The sequence below is a fragment of the Jiella mangrovi genome, from assembly GCF_017815135.1.
In the GTDB taxonomy this organism is placed as follows: domain Bacteria; phylum Pseudomonadota; class Alphaproteobacteria; order Rhizobiales; family Rhizobiaceae; genus Jiella; species Jiella mangrovi.
In genome coordinates this window covers 95235-115733 of record NZ_JAGJCF010000001.1, presented here as the reverse complement: position 1 = coordinate 115733, position 20499 = coordinate 95235, and the positions used below count along the sequence as shown (strand labels likewise).

Below are 20499 nucleotides of genomic sequence, written 5' to 3'. Positions count from 1 at the left end.
GAAAGGACGGCATGTCCAGCTTTCTGACCTACCTTGCCCTTCTGGTGATGATCGTGACGGCCGGGGTTCTGCTCGCAGGCCTTTTCAACATGATGCGCGGCGGCTCCGGCAATACCTCGCAGAAGTTGATGCGCGCCCGCGTCATGCTGCAGGGGCTCGCGGTCATTCTCATCGTCGGGGTCCTGCTGCTCGCCAAGCACTGACGAGGGTAGATCCGGGAAACACGCATCGACAGGAGGCGGGCTTGGTCCGGCTGAACAAGATCTACACGCGCACCGGCGACAAGGGCGAAACCACGCTCGGCAACGGCGAGCGTCGCTCCAAGGCCGATCTTCGGGTCGAGACCTATGGCACCGTCGACGAACTCAACGCCGTGATCGGGCTAGCCCGTCTTCATGCGGAAGAAGCCCTCGACGCGATGCTGGCGCGCATCCAGAACGAACTCTTCGATCTCGGCGCGGAACTCGCAACGCCCGACACCGGCAAGCCTTTGGAGTTCGAGCCCTTGAAGGTCGTCGATTCCCAGGTCGAGCGTCTGGAAGCCGAGATCGATCAGATGAACGAGCGGCTGTCGCCGCTCAAATCCTTCGTCCTGCCCGCCGGTTCGCCGGCCGCGTCCCATCTGCATCATGCCCGCACCGTCGCCCGGCGGGCCGAGCGGCTGATGATCGCTCTGGCCACGAAGGAGGGGGAGTCGGTGGCCGATACGGCGATCCGCTACGTGAACCGTCTGTCCGACCATCTTTTCGTCGGCGCGCGCATCGCCAATGACGAGGGCAGGGCGGACGTGCTCTGGGTTCCGGGCGGCAGCCGGTAGAATTCGGCCTCAGCCTGCCTCTATCGCCCCCATGGCCGGACGACGCTTGCCAAGCGGCCCCGCTATGCGCAAAAAGTGCGCCAACGATATCGCCGCTTACCAAAGACCTCGAAGGAGAGACCCCGCCCATGAAAGTTCTCGTCGCAGTCAAGCGCGTGGTCGACTACAACGTGAAGATCCGCGTCAAGTCCGACGGTTCGGGCGTCGAGCTCGCCAATGTGAAGATGTCGATGAATCCCTTCGACGAGATCGCCGTCGAGGAGGCCATCCGTCTGAAGGAAGCCGGGACCGCGAGCGAGGTGATCGCCGTTTCCGTCGGCCCGCAGCAGGCGCAGGAGACGATCCGCACCGCGCTCGCCATGGGCGCCGATCGCGGCATCCTGGTGAAGACCGACCAGCCGACCGAGCCGCTGGCCGTCGCCAAGATCCTGAAAGGCGTCGTCGAGGCCGAGAGCCCGGATCTCGTCATCGTCGGGAAGCAGGCGATCGACGACGACGCCAACCAGACCGGCCAGATGCTGGCGGCGCTGCTCGGCTGGAGCCAGGGCACGTTTGCCAATGACGTGACCATCGCCGACGGCCGAGCCAAGGTCACGCGCGAGGTCGATGGCGGGCTCCAGACGGTGGACCTCAAGATGCCGGCGGTGGTCACCACCGACCTGCGCCTCAACGAGCCGCGCTACGCTTCGCTGCCGAACATCATGAAGGCCAAGAAGAAGCCGATCGAGGAGAAGAGCCCGGACGATTTTGGCGTCGATTTCGCGCCGCGCCTCGAGATCCTCAAGACCGAGGAGCCGAAGAAGCGCGAGGGCGGCGTCAAGGTCGCCTCCGTCGATGAGCTTCTCGGCAAGCTGAAGAACGAGGCCGGCGTTCTTTGAAGAACCGGGTTGCCGGCCGCAAGTTGGCCGCCCGAACCCGTGTTTGACGGAAAGAACCCTAGCGAATTGACCGGATTGAGCGCCTGATCGAGTCCCGACGACGAGGGACTGTCGGCGCGGAGGAAAACCAGATGACCACTCTCTTGATCGCCGAGCACGACAACCAGACCCTCTCCGAACAGACGGCCAAGGCGCTCGCTGCCGCGTCGAAGCTCGGCGGCGACGTGCATGTGCTGGTGGCCGGCGAGGACGCCGGTGCCGTCGCCGAGGCCGCGGCCAAGCTCGAAGGCGTCACCAAGGTACTGACCGCGGACGATGCTGCCTATGCCCACGGCCTTGCCGAGCCGCTGGCCGATCTCGTCGTCAAGCTCGCCGAGGGCTACGACGCCATCGTCTTCGCCGCGACGACGACCGGCAAGAACGTCGCGCCGCGCGTCGCCGCGCTTCTCGATGTCATGCAGATTTCCGACGTCACCGCTGTCGTTGCGCCTGACACCTTCGAGCGGCCGATCTATGCCGGCAACGCCATCCAGACGGTGAAGTCGAAGGACGCCAAGAAGGTCATCACCGTCAGAACCTCCGCCTTCCAGGCGGCCGGCGAGGGCGGCTCGGCCGAGACGGCCAGCGTCGAGGTGGCGGGCGACCCAGGCCTTTCGACCTTCGTCGAGGAGAAGCTGGCGGAAAGCGACCGGCCGGAACTGACGGCGGCGAAGATCATCCTCTCCGGCGGCCGCGCGCTCGGTTCCAAGGAGAAGTTCGACGAGGTGATCCTGCCGCTCGCCGACAAGCTCGGCGCTGCCGTCGGCGCTTCGAGAGCCGCCGTCGATGCCGGCTATGCGCCGAACGACTGGCAGGTCGGCCAGACCGGCAAGGTGGTGGCGCCTGAGCTCTACATCGCCGCGGGCATTTCCGGCGCGATCCAGCATCTTGCGGGCATGAAGGATTCCAAGGTCATCGTCGCCATCAACAAGGACGAGGAAGCGCCGATCTTCCAGGTCGCCGATTACGGCCTCGTCGGGGATCTCTTCCAGATTCTGCCCGAGCTGAAGGACAAGCTCTGATCACGCCGCTTGCTTGATCGCCGACCCGCCAGGGTTTATGCTGCGCCGCAATAAAAACCTTGGGAGAGAGCGCAAATGACGTCTGAGATCAAAACCATCGGTGTCGTCGGGGCCGGCCAGATGGGATCGGGGATCGCCCATGTCGCAGCGCTCGCCGGTTTCGACGTCAAGCTCTACGACATCGCCGCCGACCAGATCTCGGCCGGGCTTGCCCGCATCGAAAAGTCGATGGGCCGGCAGCTCGCCTCGGAGAAGATCAGCGAGGCCGACAAGGCCGACGCCTTGTCGCGCATCGCCGGCACGACCGACGTCAAGGAGCTTTCGGACCGCGACCTTGTGATCGAGGCGGCGACGGAAGACGAGACGGTCAAGCGTAAGATCTTCCGCGAGGTCTGCGCGCATCTGAAGTCCGAAGCGATTCTTGCGACGAATACCTCTTCCATCTCTATCACCCGGCTCGCTTCCTCGACGGACCGGCCGGAGCGCTTCATGGGCATCCACTTCATGAACCCGGTTCCGGTCATGAAGCTGGTCGAGCTTGTGCGCGGCATCGCGACCGAGGAAGAGACGTTCGAGGCCGCCAAGGTCTTCGTCGGTGCGCTTGACAAGACCATCACCGTTTCGGAGGATTTTCCGGCCTTCATCGTCAACCGCATCCTTTTGCCGATGATCAACGAGGCGATCTACACGCTCTATGAGGGCGTCGGCTCGGTGGCCTCGATCGACACGGCGATGAAGCTCGGCGCCAACCACCCGATGGGCCCCCTGCAGCTCGCCGATTTCATCGGCCTCGACACCTGCCTGTCGATCATGCAGGTGCTTTATGACGGGCTTGCCGATTCCAAGTACCGGCCTTGCCCGCTCTTGGTGAAATATGTCGAGGCCGGATGGCTCGGCCGCAAGGCGGGCAGGGGCTTCTACGACTATCGCGGCGAGGAACCGGTGCCGACGCGGTGAGTCACGCACGCCGCCCTACTAGGATTTGAGGAGAATGCTCTCGAAGCCGGCCGCTTTTGCTATGCGCGCGGCCTTGCGGTCGAACGTTGCGTATTTCTCGCCCCCGAGCGTTATTCCCTCGTGCACGATGACCCCGTCGGCAAAGTCTCCACCGACGTCCATGTAAGACAGCCCCGCACGAACTGCGTCTTTGTCGTAGAAGACCTTGGGATCGGCTGTCAGCGCTCGTATCGACGCGGCAATCGCGACAGTTGGTGTTCGATAGGTTCGGTCTGCAACCCAGACGAACTCGCAGAATACCAGTATTGGAATCACAATACGCGGCTGACCGGAGAGCCAAGTCTTCGCGGTTTTCGACTGATTGCCTGTCTTCTCGATGATGGCCCGAACGAGAACATTGGTATCGCAGATTGTCATCTCCGCCGCCCGGCGGCTGCGTCTGCGATTGCGTTGTTGAGTTCCTCGACGGTCAGGGGAGGGCCGTCGTAATATTCGCTCAGCATGCCGAACACGTCCTCGATCCGGCCGGTGCGAGGCTGCCTCTCAGGCGACTTCGCGCTCAGGACCACCCTCCCGCCGGCGTCGAGTTTGGCCTCGACTTCCTGCCCGGGCGTGATGCCGAGATGGTCGAGAATTTCACCGTCGAGCGTCAGGGCACCCTTGTCGTCGACTTTGAGCATCGTCATGGCCGTGGCTCCCGAAAGGCCTGTCAAAGCGAAATCTAGGCGCCTTTTTCAACCTCTGCAAATTGGATGGGTGCTACGTCAATTCTCGCGGCGCTCTCGTTTCCCGCATTGCCCGCCGCGCCTTGCTTCACCGCCTCGATCAGCCTGATGGCGTCCGGGCTCGCCCATTCGGCCGGGCCGGCGACGACGGCGCGGGCGCAGCCATCTGGTGATACCAGCAGCGACACCGGCAGGCCGAGGGTGACGCCCTTTGACTTCAGGTCGTTGAACGTCGCCAGCGACCCGTCGTGATAGAGCGGCAGGCTCTCAAGCTTCGTCTCGGCGTAGAATTTCTTCGGCTTTTCCGCGTCGCCGATATCGACATTGATCGGCACGACGGCGAAGTCTTCGCCGCCCTCCTGCCGCTCGAGGGCATCGAGCGCCGGCATCTCGGCCCGGCAGGGCACGCACCACGTTGCCCAGACATTGACGAGCAACGTCTTGCCGGAAAAGTCGGCGAGCGAGACATCCCTGCCGTCGCCGTCCTTGAAGGTGATCGCGCGGGCGTCGAAGGGCGTGTCGAGCGCCCGGACGGCCGCGACCTCGCCGGTCGCATGGGCGTCGACTGCCGTCGTGAAGGCGTCGCTGGAAGGGCAAGACGAGGCGACCGCGTTGCCAGACCCGCTTTCTGTCACGTATAGCACGCCCAAACCGGCGACGATGCCAACGACGAGGGCCAGACCCGCAATTGCGAGGAGCCGCTTGTCGAAACGCTTCGGTTCGTCCGCCGTCATGTCACTTCCAATCCTTCGTTCAAACGGTACCGATGAGCCAGAAAACCAGCAATGAGATGTGGGGCGGTCGCTTCGCCTCGGGCCCCGACGCGATCATGGAGGAGATCAACGCCTCGATCGATTTCGACAAGCGCCTTTACCGCGAAGACATTGCAGGTTCCAAGGCCCATGCCGAAATGCTGGGCCGTCAGGGGATCATCACGGTCGAAGACGCTCAGAAGATCGTCGAGGGTCTGTCGCAGATCGAGGCCGAGATCGAGGCCGGCACGTTCACGTTCTCGCGACAGCTCGAGGACATCCACATGAATGTGGAGGCTCGCCTTGCCGAGCTGATCGGCCCCGCTGCCGGCCGGCTGCACACGGCGCGCTCGCGCAACGACCAGGTAGCGCTCGATTTTCGCATGCATGTTCGAGGCGCTTTCGAGGCGCTGGAACAAAAGCTCGGCGAATTCATCGAAGCCCTGCTCGACAAGGCCGAGGCCCATGCCGAAACGGTCATGCCGGGCTTCACCCATCTACAGGTCGCCCAGCCGGTCACCTACGGCCATCATTGCCTCGCCTATGTCGAGATGGCGGTGCGGGATCGCTCGCGCTGCCGCGACGCGTTGAAGCGGCTCGACGAGTGCCCGCTGGGCGCTGCCGCGCTCGCCGGCACGGGCTTTGCCATCGACCGCCACATGACGGCGAAGGCGCTCGGCTTCGCAACGCCGACCCGCAACTCGCTCGACACGGTCTCCGATCGTGATTTCGCCCTGGAGTTTCTGTCGGTCGCGGCGATTTGCGCCACCCATCTGTCGCGCCTCGCCGAAGAGATCGTCATCTGGTCGACGCCGCAATTCGGCTTCGTGAAGCTGTCGGATGCGTTCTCGACCGGCTCGTCGATCATGCCGCAGAAGCGCAACCCCGATGCCGCCGAGCTGGTTCGTGCCAAGCCCGGCCGGATCAACGGTGCATTGATCTCGCTTCTGACGGTGATGAAGGGCCTGCCGCTGACCTATTCGAAGGACATGCAGGAGGACAAGGAACAGGTCTTCGACGCGATCGATTCCCTCGCCCTTGCGCTGGCGGCCGCCACTGGCATGATCCGCGATCTCGAAGTCAACGTCGACGCGATGCGCAAGGCCGCCGGCCATGGCTATTCGACCGCGACGGATCTCGCCGACTATCTGGTGCGCGAGCTCGGCCTGCCTTTCCGCGAGGCCCATCACGTGACTGGCCGCGCCGTGTCGCTCGCCGAATCGTCCGGGCTCGGCCTGGAAGACCTGCCGCTGGATGTTCTCAAATCCCTCGACAGCCGCATCGGCGAGGGCGTCTATTCCGTGCTCGGTGTCGACGCTTCGGTGCGCAGTCGCACCAGTTTTGGTGGCACGGCGCCGGACAATGTGCGCAGCCAAGTGTCCGACTGGCGACAATGCCTCACCGTTGGCGGAAATTGAGCGTCGGGACGGATGCATTTGGCGAGCGAACCGGCTATCACCGTCGCCGACGGTCGGGGTTGCGTGCAAAGCCGGGGCATTTCGAAATGAGAGAGCGATTTGTGAAGCTGGTTTGGGCAACCCTCCTTGGCGCTGGAGTGCTGGCCGGGTGCGGCGTCAAGAATCTGCCCGTCGCACCGTCGACGAAAAAGGTCCCGCCGGTCGTCACGGCAGACCGGGGTTCCAGCAAGGGCTCCGATACCGCCAAGGCGCTAAGACCCGATTCCCTCACCGCCTCGGGCCGCAATCTGTCGATCAGTGGCGCGGAGGTCTCGAAGAACGACGTCCCGGCGCGCCCGTTCGTGCTCGACCCCCTTTTGAACTGAGATCATGAACCATTTCGAATATCGCAACGGCCGTCTTCAGGCGGAGGGCGTGCCGATCGAGACGATCGCAGCCGAGGTGGGCACGCCATTCTACTGCTATTCGACGGCGACCCTGACGCGCCACTACGAGGTCTTTGCGACGGCCTTCTCGGATATCGATGCGCTGGTCTGCTATGCCTTGAAGGCCAATTCCAATCAGGCCGTCATCGCGACGCTGGCCAGGGCCGGCGCCGGCGCAGACGTCGTCTCGGGCGGCGAGCTGATACGGGCGCTGCGCGCCGGTATTTCCCCCGACAAGATCATGTTCTCGGGCGTCGGCAAGACTGTCTCGGAGATCGATGTGGCGCTCGCCTCGGGGATCTTCTGCTTCAACGTCGAATCGGAGCCCGAGCTTCAGGCCATTTCGGCGCGCGCCGTCCTTGCCGGCGTCACCGCAAACGTCTCCTTCCGGATCAATCCCGATGTCGATGCGGGTGGTCACGCCAAGATTTCCACAGGAAAGAAATCCGACAAGTTCGGCATCGCCTTCGATCAGGCGGAAGCCGTCTACGAACGGGCGCGCGATCTTCCCGGCATCGCCGTCACCGGCATTGATATGCATATCGGCAGCCAGATCGAGGCGCTCGAGCCCTTCGACCGTGCGTTCGGGCGGCTTGCCAATCTCGTCCGCAAACTTCGCGAACATGGTCATCCGATCAGCCACGTCGATCTCGGCGGTGGCCTCGGCGTTCCCTATCGGCGCGACAACCAGCCGCCGCCTGAACCGCCGGCCTATGCCGAGATCGTCAAGCGCCATGTGCGCGACCTCGGCTGCAAGGTGGTATTCGAACCGGGCCGGCTGATCGCGGCGAATGCCGGCATTCTCGTTTCGCGCGTGATCTACGTGAAGGAAACCGAGGGCAAGACCTTTCTCATCGTCGACGGTGCGATGAACGATCTCATTCGCCCGACCCTCTACGACGCCTGGCACGACATTTCGCCGGTGGTCGAGCCCGATGGCGACGAGCGTTTCATCGTCGATGTCGTCGGTCCAGTCTGCGAGAGCGGCGATTTTCTCGCCAAAGACCGCGACATGGCAAAGGTGAAGGCCGGCGACCTCGTCTACGTCTCTTCCGCAGGGGCTTACGGCGCGGTGCAGTCGTCGAGCTACAACTCGCGACCGCTGGTGGCGGAGGTGTTGGTCAACGGGGACGCCTTCGCGGTGGTGCGCCCGCGCCAGACGATCGACGAATTGATCGGTCTCGACCATTTGCCGGCATGGCTGGGCGGCGAGGATTGAGGCTTTGAGGCCGTATTCGTCGAGGATGCGGCACGACGACCCAATTCATTGACGCCAAACGGTCTTCACACTCCCGTCAGCCGCCTCCACATCGCCGCAAATCCTGTTAGGTTCAGCTTTCGGTGGTGCAAAGCGGGGCAGGGCATGGCGGACGACGCGGCAAGGACATGGCAACCGACCCGGCGTCTCGGCTGGACACGCAGGACGACCTTCGCGTCGATCATCCTCGAACGCTCCTGGCCGGCAGTGCTCGGTCTCGTCTGCACGATCGCGCTGTTCCTGGCCTTTGCCTGGTTCGGTCTCTTTCGTCTGATGCCGGATACGCTGCGCCTCGTGATGCTCGGCCTGTTCTGTGTCCTGGCCATCGCCTCGATCGCTTCGCTCGTCTTCGGCCGCGGCAGGCTACGCGTTCCAACCGACGCCGAGGTCGATCGCCGCATCGAGGCGACGAGCCGGCTTTCCCATCAGCCCTTGCGCACGCAAGGCGAGGGCCCCGGCAGCGACGATCCTTTCGCACTGGCGCTGTGGCGCGAGCACCAGCGGCGAATGGCCGGCAATCTGAGGCATCTTGCCGGTGGCGCACCGGTGACGCGCAGCGAGCGGCTCGACCCGATCGGACTGCGCGCCGTTTGCGCTCTCCTTCTCGTCACGGGTTTTGCCTTTTCGTTCGGCCCCGGCGGCGGACGGATCGCGGACGCCTTTCTGCAGCCGCAGACCGCCGAGGCTGCGGGACGCCGGGTCGATGCCTGGGTGACACCGCCGGCCTATACCCGGCGCGCGCCGATCTTTCTTTCGGCGGCCGATCCCGACAAGATCACCGTGCCGCAGGGTTCGAAATTCTCTCTTCGCGTCAGCGAGGGCGATGGCGTCGATGTGAGTTTTGCGCCCGTGCGTGCGGGCGCCGAGGCGGTCGAAGTCCCCTCCACGGCCGAGGTCGAGGCCGCAAAGGCGGCGGCGGAAGCTGCGGAAAAGGACGCAGAGGCGGCTGAGGCTGGCGGAACGGCCCCTGAGGAGGGGCAGGCCACCGCCGACGCCACGGCCGCAAAACCATCCGAATCATCGCTGCCGGCGGGGCCACGCGACTTCGAATACACGCTCTCCGAAGGCGGTTCGCTTGAGGTTGCGACGAGTTTCTCCACGCTCGGCGCGTGGCAGTTCGACGTCACTCCCGACGACGCGCCGACGATCGCCTTTACCGAAGAGCCGAGTGAAGCGAGAAACGGCGCCCTGCAGCTTGCCTATGAAGTCGGCGACGACTTCGGCGTGCGCAGGGCCCGTGGCGAGATCACCCTGGAGGGAGACGAAGCCGCCGGCGCAAGGCCACTTTACCCGACGCCGGAAATGCGCCTCGCTCTGCCCCGGCGCAGCGAGGGCAAGGCGGCGGCGAAGACGAGCGTCGATCTGACCGAAAGCCCCTATGCAGGTGCAAAAGTCGGGCTGACGCTTCTGGCCGAGGACGATGCCGGCCAGGTCGGGCGCTCCGAGACCAAGACGATCACGCTGCCCGAGCGCCGGTTTCTCAATCCGCTGGCACGGGCGGTCGTCGAGCAGCGGCGGATCCTTGCTCTCGACGCCAATCAGTCGCGGCGGGTCGTCGACATGCTCGACGCCGTGACGCTGCGCGGCGAGGAGTTCGGCGAGAGCCCGTCCGACTATCTGGCGCTGAAGGCCGTGCGGACCCGTATCGCCACGGCCCGTGACGACGATACCTTGCGATCGGCGGCAGATTTCATGTGGGAGATCGCGCTCGGAATCGAGGATGGCGACGTATCGCTGGCCGAGCGCCGGCTGCGCGAGGCGCGGGAAAAACTCGCCGAGGCCCTGGAGAACGGCGCCTCGAACGAGGAGATCGACCAGCTGATGCAGGAACTGCGCGAGGCGATGCAGGAATACATGCAGGCGCTGGCCGAGCAGATGAAGAACATGCCGCCAATGAGCCAGCAGGAGATGCAGTCGCAGAACATGCAGGAGGTCCGGCCGCAGGATCTTCAGAAGATGCTCGACCGGATCGAGGATCTGGCGAAGTCCGGCTCCAAGGACGCGGCCCAGCAGCTTTTGTCCGAGCTGCAGCAGATGATGGACAATCTCCAGGCCATGCGGCCGGGCCAGCAGCAGCAGGGGCAAGGCCAGCAGAACCCCATGCAGGAGCAGATGAACAAGATGGGCGAGCTCCTGCAGCGCCAGCAGGAGTTGCGCGACCAGACCTACGATCTCGGCCGTCAGATGTATCGTCAGCAACAGCAACAGCAACAGCAGGGGCAACAGCAGCAGGGTCAGCAAGGCCAGCAGGATCAGCAGCAGCAAGGCGAGAACCAGCAAGGCCAGCAGCCGGGCGGTCAGATGAGCGCCGAACAGCTTCAGGAGATGATGAAGGAGCTGCAAAAGCAGCAGGGCCAGTTGCAGAGCGAACTCGACGGTATGAAGAAGCAGCTCGAGGGCATGGGGATGCAGCCCTCGGACGACTTCGGCGAGGCCGGCCGCGAGATGGGCAATGCCGAAGGCTCGCTCGGCAAGGGCCGCGACGGCGACGCCTTCGGCCATCAGGGCAAGGCACTGGAAGCCCTGAGGCGGGGTGCCCAGAACATGATGCAGCAGATGCAACAGGCCATGCAGCAGGGGCAGCAACCCGGCCAGGGCCAGATGGGGCAGGGCTTCGGTGGTCGGCAGATGAATCAGTCGAGCCGCGATCCGCTCGGTCGCCAGCGCAGCACCCAGGGACCGGATTTCGGCGAGGACGTCGGCGTTCCCGACGAGATCGACACCCAGCGTGCACGGCGCATTCTCGACCAGATCCGCAAACGTCTCGGCAACCAGCTCTCACCCCAGCAGGAGCGGGACTATCTGGAGCGGCTTCTCAAGACGCCGTGAAGCCTGTGACAGAGCGGCGTCCGTTAGCCGAAGGCGTTGCAGCGTTCGTATTGCGAGGTCGCCAAGATCGTTCCGTCGCCCGGTTGATCGTTGCGACACTTCGCCGTCTGGCTCATGGCGAAGACGTGCCAGTCGGCTTATAAGTCGAAACGATGGGGCGCAGGCGCGCCGTCCGTCCCCTGCGCGAGAGGTCGCAAACCTGCGTATCGTGCCGGGCCTGCCATCCTCCGTTGGAGCCTCCCCAATGACCCTCAACCCGAACTCGATCGAGGCGCGCGACGTCGCCTATCACCTGCACAGCTACACCAATGCACGCCGCCACGAGGAAACGGGTCCGATCGTCATCGAAAGCGGCGAGGGGATGTATGTGACCGACACGGACGGCAATCGCTACATCGAGGCGATGGCGGGGCTCTGGTCGGTGGCCGTCGGCTTCGGCGAGAAGCGTCTGGCGGACGCGGCCAGCCGGCAGATGCAGAAGCTGAATTTCTACCACACCTTCACCCAGAAATCGCACACCCCGGCGATCGAGCTCGCCGAAAAGCTCGTGGCGATGGCGCCGGTGAAGATGTCGAAGGCGTATTTCACCAATTCCGGCTCCGAAGCCAACGACACGATGATCAAGCTCGTGCGCTATCGCTCCAACGCGCTCGGCCAGCCGGAGAAGAAGAAGATCATCAGCCGGATCAAGGGCTATCACGGGGTGACGCTCGCCTCGGCAAGCCTGACCGGCCTGCCCAACAACCATCGCTCCTTCGACCTGCCGATGGAGGGCATCCTCCACACGACCTGCCCGCATTACTGGCGCGAGGGCCATGAGGGCGAGAGCGAGGAGGAGTTCGCCAGCCGCTGCGCGGCCGATCTCGAAGCGATGATCCAGGCCGAAGGTCCCGAAACGATCGCCGCCTTCATCGGCGAGCCGGTGATGGGTGCCGGCGGCGTCATCGTGCCGCCGAAGATCTATTGGGCAAAGATCCAGGCGGTCCTGAAGAAGTACGACATCCTCCTCGTCGCCGACGAGGTGATCTGCGGTTTCGGACGAACGGGCCAGATGTTCGGCTGTCAGACCTATGGCATCGAGCCGGACATCATGACCGTCTCCAAGGCGCTGTCATCGTCCTATCTGCCGATCTCGGCGCTGCTGATCAACGACCGCGTCTATCAGCCGGTGGCCGACCAGTCGTCGGAGATCGGCACTTTCGGACACGGCTATACCGCCTCCGGCCACCCGGTCGCGGCCGCCGTGGCTCTGGAGAACCTCGCGATCATCGAGGAAAGGCGGCTGGTCGAGCATGCGGCCGAACTTGCCCCCTATTTCCAGGATGCCTTGGGCTCGCTCGCCGATCATCCGCTCGTCGGAGAAGTTCGCGGCGTCGGGCTGATCGGCGCGATCGAACTCGTCACCGACAAGAAGGCCAAGGTGGCGATGCAGCCGGCCGGCGCGATGGCGGCGAAAGCCTTCGGTCTCATCCAGGCAAACGGCGTCATCACCCGCGCGATCGGCGACTGCCTGGCATTCTGTCCGCCGCTGATCGTCGAGAAGGAACACGTCGACACCATAGTGGACGCGACCCGAAAGGGCCTCGACGAGCTGCTGACGACGATCTGATTCCGGCACAAGCGGGCTGTTCGGTCTTCGCTGCCGGCAAGGCGCCGAAAACCGGCACCCCGACGCCGCGGACGGATCGTCTCGAAGCGCGCGGTTCGAAGATCTTGGAGCGAGGCGGTGTCGGGGAGCCTTGCCACGGTGCTGCTTGCCAGAATCGGTCGCGGGTCTTCAAAGGCCCAGCTTGCGCTCTGGCGAAGGCTTGTCAGTGGCCCTTGATTCCGGCGGTCTCGATCTGGGCGGCGGCTGCCTCCGGGGCAAGGCCCGATCCCGCCATGATGGCGTCGGCCGCGCGCACGGTCTCCCCCCCGACGAAGCGATAGCCCTGTTCCAGCGACGAGTAGAAGGCAGGGCCGGTCCTGTCGCCGATGGTGACGACGCGCACGATCATCGGATGCGGGTCTCCGGCCGGGGCGGTGTAGGCCGTGACGCCGACCAATGCGCTCGCGGCGACGAGACCGTAAAAGATACGGCGGCGCATGAGTTCTCTCCAACCTGTCGCGGAAAGTCGCCCGGATCTTTGGCGCCTGAGCTTCGACCTTCCCCAGCGTTATTATGTGGTGCCGCTCGCGCTGGTGCAAGGCAACGAATGCGTGAGCGAAGGCGTGAGACGAGACATGGTTGACGTGCCGTGCGACCCGAAATTCGGCTTTGACGAAACCGCTCGGCGGTTCCGACTTTTGTGCGATGCGGGACGCGATCGGGCAAAGTCCATTCATCATGCCCAGAAAGGCTTTGACAGGAGCGGCCGGCGACAACATCATCGCGCCGGCTCGGGGCAGAAAATCCTGCTGGCTTTTCGCCCCGGGCTTACTGCAATCTCATCGACGGCTGGGGCGCGACCCAAGTCGGGGCGCCGGTCGACCAATTCCGAGGGACTTTATGCCGAAACGCACTCTTCTTGCGGCTGCCGCCGTTCTCGCGACGCCGCTTCCGGCTTTCGCCCATCTCAATCCAGCCGAGCATGGCTCTGTTCTTGCCGGCCTTTCGCATCCGCTGACCGGCATCGATCATATCGTCGTGATGCTGCTCGTGGGTCTGTGGGCCGCGACCTTCAAGGGCGCGACGCGATTCGCGATCCCCGCCGCCTTCGTCGGCATGATGCTCGTCGGTTTCGCTCTCGCCATGGCGGGTGTCTCGCTGCCCTTCGTCGAGCCGACGATTATGGCGTCCCTCGTTGCCGTCGGGCTCCTGGTCGCCCTGTCCGTTCGCGTGCCGGCCTTCGGCGCGGCCGCCATCGTCGGCGTCTTCGCGGTGTTCCACGGCCATGCCCACGGCTCCGAACTCGGCGGTGCTGCGGCCTTCGATTATGCGTGCGGTTTCGCGCTCGCCACGGCCGCGCTGCACGGGGTCGGGCTGTGGCTCGGTTCAGCCGCGGTTCGCCATGCTCAGCCGGTCGCGATCCGCGCGGCGGGTCTTGCCGGCGCGGCCGCCGGCCTGGCGCTGTTCGCCGTCTGAGCCTTGCTCGAGCTTCGCCCCGGACCGTGCGCGGCTCCGGGGCGCCATGCTGCGGAAGTCGTGGACTACGGCGACCATGACCGGGGGCAGCTGCACGGACGAGGCCCGGTCCTGCTTGATGAGGAGCGATCATGATCCCCGGCGAAATCATTCCCATGGATGGCGAGCTGACGTTGAACGAGGGGCAAACGACCCGGACGATCAGCGTCAGCAACACCGGAGACAGGCCCGTTCAGGTCGGTAGCCACTATCATTTTGCCGAGACCAACCCGGCACTGTCCTTCGACCGTGACGTGGCGCGCGGGCTGAGGCTGGACATCGCCGCCGGTACGGCGGTGCGCTTCGAGCCTGGACAGACGCGCGACGTGACGCTCGTGCCGCTGCGCGGCGCGCGCAAGGTCTATGGTTTCAACGCAAAGGTTATGGGCAGCCTTTGAAGCATGATCCCGAGAACCCGGGGGCGGTTTTCGGAAGAGATCATGCAAGACCGGAAACACTTGGCGGCATGACGAGGCAAGCTCGTCCCATGCCGCTTCATGCGTGGAACGCCCCGGCCTCCGTCAAAGGAGCGGGGACCTTTGCCGCACGACGGATCGCGGCCCAAACTCAGATCCATGCCCGTTCGACCGGCTGTCAGTCTCCCGCCGCGTTCGGCGTCGCGCTCGGCGCCGCGTCCAGCCCCGCACGGATTGCGCTGAGGTCGATGCCGACCCTGGGGGAGGGAAGCTTCGGCAGCGAGCCGGGATTGGGGGCGTCGAGCGGCTCGTACCCGCTCGAAGACACCGCCCCGGAATTCGAACCGAAGCTGGTGGTCGCCGATGTGCCGATATCGCTGGACCGAGCCAGGGCATCGACATTCGAGCTATTGATCGTGGAGTCGCCCTGGGTGGCCCTGAGCTGCGTGGCATCGGGCGAGGCGTCGTTGCCCGACTGGATGCTGCTTCCGATCGACGTCGAGGAGCTGCTGCCAGCCGTCTGCGCTCCCGCCTGGCCCGCCATCGTGACGCCGAGGGCAACGGTCGCGACCGCGACGATCCGGGATGTCTGCTTCAACATGATGATGCCTCCAACAATGCGGAGCTCCGGTCTCGTCTGGCTGGCCCCGCAATCTAAAGCCGGGTGAGGGTGCCCGTCAAAGCGCGACGCCCGCCCGTCTCGTACATTCGGCCGTCTTCTGCACTCGGCCAGTCTTCTACACCCGAAATGTGTCCAACCAACAATCTGCGGACCGTGGTGAAGGTTCCCGGCCGTTCGTCGGCGCCGTGGCGGACGTCTCGGCATGGAGGGGACGGCGTCTATTTGCGGATGATCGCGCGATGGCCCGAACCCTTGGTGCGGCCGCGCGTCACCTCGCTGGCGCCGATGGCGCCGGGGCCGCACCTGGCGAAAGCGCCGGCGCGGCCCGGATCGAGCCGCCGGTCGCCCTGCCGCGCGCGCATCTCGATCGTATCCTCGTCATGAACGCCGCGCGGGATGCGCGGGTTCAGGTAGCTGTTGTCATAGTCGCGGCCATAGGCGCGCTCTTCGACCGTGTCGCCGAAGACGGGCGCGTTGCGGATGCCCCGGCTCGGCTTCGGCGGGGCGCCGTCGATGCGCATTCCCGAGACCGAAGAGCCGGGCACGCTGATTCGCGGGCCGGGATCGAAAGGCTGCGGAAAAGCGGGGACGGCCATGAAAACGGCGGCCGCGAGAAGTATCAGGCTTCGCATTCGATGCTCCTCGGATGATCGCGCACTCTGGCGAGCTAGATGTGTCGGCGTCTGCGACGCCCGGCCGAGCCGATCCAGCTCGTTTGCCGCTCGATGAGTGGAGACAAGCTTTTCCCGCCGACATATGGTGTCATTGTTGCGGCGCGACACCACGCTGCGTCATCATTGCCCGTCCACGCTTCCGACTTCGAACGAGAGACATGCCATGCCCGCCAAGATCTCGCGCGCTTCCTATGCCGCCATGTTCGGCCCGACCACGGGCGACAAGGTCCGGCTGGCCGATACGGAACTGTTCGTCGAGGTCGAGACGGACCTGACCACCTATGGCGAGGAGGTGAAGTTCGGCGGCGGCAAGGTGATCCGCGACGGCATGGGCCAGTCCCAGCATTCAAGAGCCGACGGTGCCGTCGATACGGTCATCACCAACGCGCTGATCCTCGACCATACGGGCATCTACAAGGCCGATATCGGCCTGAAGGACGGGCGCATCGCGGCGATCGGCAAGGCCGGCAATCCCGACACCCAGCCGGGGGTCGACATCATCGTCGGCCCGGGCACGGAGGCGATCGCCGCCGAGGGCAAGATCGTGACGGCGGGCGGCTTCGACAGCCATATCCATTTCATCTGCCCGCAGCAGATCGACGAGGCGCTGTTTTCCGGTGTGACCACGATGCTGGGCGGCGGCACAGGCCCGGCCCATGGGACGCTGGCGACCACCTGCACGCCGGGCCCCTGGCATCTGGGAAGAATGATTCAGGCGACCGACGCCTTTCCGATGAATCTCGGCTTTTCCGGCAAGGGCAACGCCTCGCTGCCGGCCCCGCTGGTCGAGATGATCGAGGGCGGCGCCTGCGCGCTCAAGCTCCACGAGGACTGGGGCACGACGCCGGCGGCGATCGACAACTGCCTCTCGGTGGCCGACGACCACGACGTCCAGGTGATGATCCACACCGATACGCTGAACGAATCGGGCTTCGTCGAGAACACCGTCGATGCCTTCAAGGGCCGCACGATCCACGCCTTCCACACGGAAGGGGCGGGTGGGGGCCATGCGCCCGACATCATCAAGGTCTGCGGGCTGGAAAACGTGCTGCCGTCGTCGACCAATCCGACCCGGCCCTACACGGTGAACACCCTCGAAGAGCACCTCGACATGCTCATGGTCTGCCACCATCTCGACGCCTCGATCCCCGAGGACATCGCCTTTGCCGAGTCGCGCATCCGCAAGGAGACGATTGCGGCCGAAGACATTCTTCACGACATGGGCGCCTTCTCGATCATCGCCTCGGACAGTCAGGCCATGGGCCGGGTCGGCGAGGTCATCATCCGCACCTGGCAGACCGCCGACAAGATGAAGCGCCAGCGCGGCCGTCTGCCCGAAGAAACGGGCGAGAACGACAATTTCCGGGCCAAGCGCTATGTCGCGAAATACACCATCAACCCGGCGATCGCCCAGGGCATGAGCCGCGAGATCGGCTCGATCGAGGTCGGCAAACGCGCCGATATCGTGCTCTGGGACCCGGCCTTCTTCGGCGTCAAGCCGATGATGGTGCTGATCGGCGGCATGATCGCGGCCGCCCCGATGGGCGACCCGAACGCTTCGATCCCGACGCCGCAGCCGGTGCATTACCGGCCGATGTTCGGCGCTTTCGGCAAGGCGGTCGGCGCGACCGGCGTCACCTTCGTCTCGGCCGCGGCGATGGACAAGGGCCTGCGCGGTGCGCTCGGCTGCGACAAGACCTTCCTCGCCGTCGAGAACACCCGCGGCGGCATCGGCAAGTCGGCGATGATCCACAACGCCGCGACGCCGAAGATCGAGGTCCATCCGGAGACCTACGAGGTCCATGCCGACGGCGTTCTTCTCACCTGCGAACCGGCCAGGGAACTGGCAATGGCGCAGCGCTATTTCCTGTTCTGAGCGAAGAATGGCGGCATGATCGGGAGTTGGCCATCTCGCCAGCCGGGGGAGACGATCTTATAGCGCTGTCAGCGCGCCGCTTTGTCGATCGGCCGAGCAGCACGTCCGGCTTCGGGGCCCGGCGTGTCCGCATCGCGTCCGCAATCTGCAGTCTCATCCTGAGACGCTTCGATGTGCGATGCCTCGGTCGTGTCGCGCAGCGACGAGACGGCCTGGCGCAGGCTGTCGCCGCGTTCGTCACAGGAACGAGTTGCCGCAATCCCGAGAGCGCGCAGCGCGCTTTCGACCTGTTCTGCAAGATCCCTGTCGTCATCGACCCGCATGCGAGTTCCGATCTTTTCAGCGACGTTGCCGGAAGCAGACCAGCTGCCGAGGCTTGAAGGGAGGAGGAGAATGTCTCGCGCTTCCGTCGAAACGGAACGAGCAAATTCACGCGCGGCTGCTTCTGCCATTTTCCACCCTTTGACGATCAAGCTACCGCGGAAATGCTTGGCTGAATATCAATCAGTTAAATAAGCAAGGAAATCCTTGTTCCTGACGATCGTGGCGGCGGGCCTGGTACCAGGGTCCATGATCATCGGGACAAATCTCAGCCCGTCGGTGTGGCTATCGCGGTCGCTTCAGGCAAGGCGAAGCGTACGGTTGCGTGCGTCGGAGAGGGATTTGTGTCTCCCCCTCCTGCATGCATGGTGCGCGAAAAACGCGAAGAGCCGGGGTAGCTTGGCAAGGCTCACTTTGCCACGGCACCGACCAGCACGTCGCGACCGTTGGTGATCCGGTTCCAGCGGCCCGGATCGTCGATGCTCTGACGCTTGAGGAAGGAGTAGGGCGTCTCGCTCCAGCGCAAGATGCGCCAGTTGAGATTGTCGAGGATGAAATCGCCATCGGTGGTATGCAGGGTCAGGACGGCGTGCCCCTCGCCATTCGGCTTCTTGACCACCGTGATCAGCAGGTCGGCCAGGTCGATCTTGGCGTCTTCATGCAGTTTGCGACGCTTCAGAAGCGCGAAATCCTCGCAATCGCCGACGGTCGTCGGGTAGGTCCAGTACTCTTCCACCCCGTAGACGTCCTCGTCGGACTCGGCCTTGATCGTGGAATTCACCGAAAGATTGATGGTCGCGATGCGGTGAATGAGAGCCGGGGTGAGCTTGAGTGGCTCGGGGCGGCTGCGGCGCGCGATCGGGCGGCATTCGTCCGGATTGCGCCGGCAGAAGCCCTGATGTCCGATCGGCCGGGGCGCCGCCACGCCGGTCTGCATGAACGCTCCCCTCGCTTCCATTGCGGCGGCTTTGCCGCCCGCCAAGGCCGGCGTCAGGCAAAGCAAGAGCGCGGCGCCAATTGCGCGAATATCCACCATGCGTCCCCTCGTGCGCAGGCCTATTTTCGTGATGTGCCCATGTTCGGTGCAATGCCGCGATGTGTCAATCGTTTGTGCATTGCGGCAGGGGGCTCGCCGAAAGGCAGGGACAAGATTGGCGAATGGTTGGCGACAGTTACGCGCTCAGGATGTAGGGCAGAGGCGGATTCGGCCCCCGCAAACCCTTGAACTCATGTTTGAAATTCGGCTGATGTCGAAAACTGTGACAGCTTCGTCACAGTCGCGCCGCAGACGATGCAGCTGCGCTCGACATCCGCCCGACTCAGCCCATTTCGTCAGCCGCCTCGACGAGATCGAGGAGGCTTCGGCCCATGAGATCCAGATCCTGGGGCCGCGAAAGCCGGTGGTCGCCATCGCGCACCAGGCTGAGGATCACGGCGTGATGGGGAAGATGCTCGACGAGGGTCAGCGCGTGCTCATAGGGCACGTCCGGATCGGCCATTCCCTGCAGGATGGTAACGGGGCATAAGGTGTCGATCAGGCCGTCGAGGACGAGATTGTCGCGCCCGTCCTCGAAAAGGTCTCTGGTATAAAGGTCGGGTTCCTCAGAATAGTCGGAGGGAACGAGCAGCCGGCCATCGGTCTCGATCGCGGCCTTCTGCTCGTCTGACAGATTGGGCAGGATCAGGCGTTCGGTGAAGTCGGGCGCAGGCGCGAGGAGCAGCATTGCCTTGACCATGGCCGCGACGCCGAAGCGTGCCTTGCGGTGCATGAGGTTGAGCGCGATCCACGCTCCCATGGACGAGCCCGCGAGAATGACCCGATTGTCCGCCAGATGCTCCAGAACGGCGGCCGCCTCCGCCGTCCAGCGGCCGATGGTTCCGTCCTCGAAGCGGCCGCCCGACTCGCCGTGGCCCGAATAGTCGAAACGGCAGTATCCGAGATCATGACGCTCGGCCAGCGCCAGAAGATGCTCGGCCTTCGTGCCGCGCATGTCGGAGCGGTAGCCGCCCAGCCAGACGATGGTCGGCGCCTTGTCACGCTGCCGGCTCTTGCGCCGGCGCAGCGCGATCTCACGCGCCGCTCCGCCTTCGCCGACGGTGATGCGCTCGGCGATTTCTCCGCTCGCTGCGTCATCGGGCCTGTCCATCGGTGTCGGGTCGTTCGCCATGCTCGGTCCTCATTCTGTCTGGCGTTTCGTGCCGTTATCTATCGCAGACGCTCGAACCCGTCGCGGCTGTCCGGGTGAGAGGCGCAAGCGCAGCGATCGCGTCCCGGCGGGGCGACTGGAAAGTCTCGTGCCGGCTTCCCAAGTGAAGCCGGACGGCAAGCGGCGCCGATCCTCTCATGTCGCGATCGCGGCGGTCTGT

The 20499-nt window shown here is 64.6% G+C and carries 22 protein-coding genes; 14 read left to right on the top strand and 8 right to left on the bottom strand.

Annotation, left to right across the window (positions count from 1 at the left end; all coding sequences use genetic code 11):
* Window positions 1-11: 11 nt before the first annotated feature.
* From J6595_RS00545 to J6595_RS00525, 5 genes are all read left to right on the top strand, one after another.
* Window positions 12-203, top strand: a complete 192-nt coding sequence (locus J6595_RS00545) for a twin transmembrane helix small protein (RefSeq protein WP_209592480.1) — start codon at window positions 12-14, stop codon at window positions 201-203.
* A gap of 41 nt (window positions 204-244) precedes the next feature.
* Entirely contained in the window at window positions 245-817 is a 573-nt protein-coding gene (locus tag J6595_RS00540) for a cob(I)yrinic acid a,c-diamide adenosyltransferase (RefSeq protein ID WP_209592479.1), read from the top strand.
* A 128-nt stretch (window positions 818-945) separates the two neighbouring features.
* Complete coding sequence (locus tag J6595_RS00535) at window positions 946-1695, top strand: electron transfer flavoprotein subunit beta/FixA family protein (protein WP_209592478.1); 750 nt, start codon at window positions 946-948, stop codon at window positions 1693-1695.
* Between the two features lie 131 nt (window positions 1696-1826).
* Complete coding sequence (locus J6595_RS00530) at window positions 1827-2756, top strand: electron transfer flavoprotein subunit alpha/FixB family protein (protein ID WP_209592477.1); 930 nt, start codon at window positions 1827-1829, stop codon at window positions 2754-2756.
* Window positions 2757-2831: 75 nt separating this feature from the next.
* On the top strand, window positions 2832-3713 hold the full coding sequence (locus J6595_RS00525; protein WP_209592476.1) for a 3-hydroxybutyryl-CoA dehydrogenase: 882 nt from the start codon (window positions 2832-2834) through the stop codon (window positions 3711-3713).
* Window positions 3714-3731: 18 nt separating this feature from the next.
* On the opposite strand, the gene J6595_RS00520 is transcribed toward J6595_RS00525, so the two are convergent.
* The 3 genes from J6595_RS00520 to tlpA are packed head-to-tail and all read right to left on the bottom strand — an operon-like array spanning window position 3732 to window position 5172.
* Window positions 3732-4130 (bottom strand): PIN domain-containing protein, encoded by a 399-nt coding sequence (locus tag J6595_RS00520; protein WP_209592475.1) that lies wholly within the window; start codon window positions 4128-4130, stop codon window positions 3732-3734.
* Window positions 4127-4399, bottom strand: a complete 273-nt coding sequence (locus J6595_RS00515) for an AbrB/MazE/SpoVT family DNA-binding domain-containing protein (protein WP_209592474.1) — start codon at window positions 4397-4399, stop codon at window positions 4127-4129. The genes J6595_RS00520 and J6595_RS00515 overlap by 4 nt, the downstream gene beginning before the upstream one ends.
* Before the next feature lie 35 nt (window positions 4400-4434).
* The gene (gene tlpA, locus J6595_RS00510) at window positions 4435-5172 is read right to left on the bottom strand and encodes a thiol:disulfide interchange protein TlpA (protein ID WP_209592473.1); all 738 of its coding nucleotides are present in this window, start codon (window positions 5170-5172) and stop codon (window positions 4435-4437) included.
* A gap of 32 nt (window positions 5173-5204) precedes the next feature.
* Between tlpA and argH the strand changes: the two genes are divergently transcribed.
* The 5 genes from argH to J6595_RS00485 all read left to right on the top strand — a co-directional run bounded on the left by argH (window position 5205) and on the right by J6595_RS00485 (window position 12729).
* Window positions 5205-6608 carry an argininosuccinate lyase gene (gene argH, locus J6595_RS00505; RefSeq protein WP_209592472.1) on the top strand — a complete coding sequence of 468 codons (1404 nt, stop codon included), beginning with the start codon at window positions 5205-5207 and terminating at the stop codon, window positions 6606-6608.
* 59 nt (window positions 6609-6667) lie between these two features.
* Window positions 6668-6973: a hypothetical protein gene (locus J6595_RS00500; RefSeq protein ID WP_209592471.1), complete on the top strand. Its 306-nt coding sequence runs from the start codon at window positions 6668-6670 to the stop codon at window positions 6971-6973.
* A 4-nt stretch (window positions 6974-6977) separates the two neighbouring features.
* Window positions 6978-8252: a diaminopimelate decarboxylase gene (gene lysA, locus J6595_RS00495; RefSeq protein WP_209592470.1), complete on the top strand. Its 1275-nt coding sequence runs from the start codon at window positions 6978-6980 to the stop codon at window positions 8250-8252.
* A gap of 144 nt (window positions 8253-8396) precedes the next feature.
* Window positions 8397-11120 (top strand): TIGR02302 family protein, encoded by a 2724-nt coding sequence (locus J6595_RS00490; protein ID WP_209592469.1) that lies wholly within the window; start codon window positions 8397-8399, stop codon window positions 11118-11120.
* A 244-nt stretch (window positions 11121-11364) separates the two neighbouring features.
* Window positions 11365-12729, top strand: a complete 1365-nt coding sequence (locus tag J6595_RS00485; protein WP_209592468.1) for an aspartate aminotransferase family protein — start codon at window positions 11365-11367, stop codon at window positions 12727-12729.
* Between the two features lie 202 nt (window positions 12730-12931).
* Here the strand turns inward: J6595_RS00485 and J6595_RS00480 are convergent, their stop codons facing one another.
* Complete coding sequence (locus tag J6595_RS00480) at window positions 12932-13207, bottom strand: hypothetical protein (protein WP_209592467.1); 276 nt, start codon at window positions 13205-13207, stop codon at window positions 12932-12934.
* Between the two features lie 401 nt (window positions 13208-13608).
* On the opposite strand from J6595_RS00480, the gene J6595_RS00475 reads away from it, so the two are divergent.
* From J6595_RS00475 to J6595_RS00465, 3 genes are all read left to right on the top strand, one after another.
* Entirely contained in the window at window positions 13609-14184 is a 576-nt protein-coding gene (locus J6595_RS00475; protein WP_209592466.1) for a HupE/UreJ family protein, read from the top strand.
* A 131-nt stretch (window positions 14185-14315) separates the two neighbouring features.
* Window positions 14316-14621: an urease subunit beta gene (locus tag J6595_RS00470; RefSeq protein WP_209592465.1), complete on the top strand. Its 306-nt coding sequence runs from the start codon at window positions 14316-14318 to the stop codon at window positions 14619-14621.
* Window positions 14622-14710: 89 nt separating this feature from the next.
* Window positions 14711-15307: a hypothetical protein gene (locus J6595_RS00465; protein ID WP_209592464.1), complete on the top strand. Its 597-nt coding sequence runs from the start codon at window positions 14711-14713 to the stop codon at window positions 15305-15307.
* A 172-nt stretch (window positions 15308-15479) separates the two neighbouring features.
* On the opposite strand, the gene J6595_RS00460 is transcribed toward J6595_RS00465, so the two are convergent.
* On the bottom strand, window positions 15480-15893 hold the full coding sequence (locus tag J6595_RS00460) for a hypothetical protein (RefSeq protein WP_209592463.1): 414 nt from the start codon (window positions 15891-15893) through the stop codon (window positions 15480-15482).
* Window positions 15894-16098: 205 nt separating this feature from the next.
* Between J6595_RS00460 and ureC the strand changes: the two genes are divergently transcribed.
* Window positions 16099-17811 (top strand): urease subunit alpha, encoded by a 1713-nt coding sequence (gene ureC / locus J6595_RS00455; RefSeq protein WP_209592462.1) that lies wholly within the window; start codon window positions 16099-16101, stop codon window positions 17809-17811.
* A 68-nt stretch (window positions 17812-17879) separates the two neighbouring features.
* On the opposite strand, the gene J6595_RS00450 is transcribed toward ureC, so the two are convergent.
* From J6595_RS00450 to J6595_RS00440, 3 genes are all read right to left on the bottom strand, one after another.
* Window positions 17880-18263, bottom strand: coding sequence for a hypothetical protein (locus J6595_RS00450; protein ID WP_209592461.1), 384 nt, complete (start codon window positions 18261-18263; stop codon window positions 17880-17882).
* 278 nt (window positions 18264-18541) lie between these two features.
* Window positions 18542-19168 (bottom strand): transglutaminase-like cysteine peptidase, encoded by a 627-nt coding sequence (locus J6595_RS00445; RefSeq protein ID WP_209592460.1) that lies wholly within the window; start codon window positions 19166-19168, stop codon window positions 18542-18544.
* 283 nt (window positions 19169-19451) lie between these two features.
* On the bottom strand, window positions 19452-20279 hold the full coding sequence (locus J6595_RS00440) for an alpha/beta hydrolase (protein ID WP_209592932.1): 828 nt from the start codon (window positions 20277-20279) through the stop codon (window positions 19452-19454).
* Window positions 20280-20499: the final 220 nt, after the last annotated feature.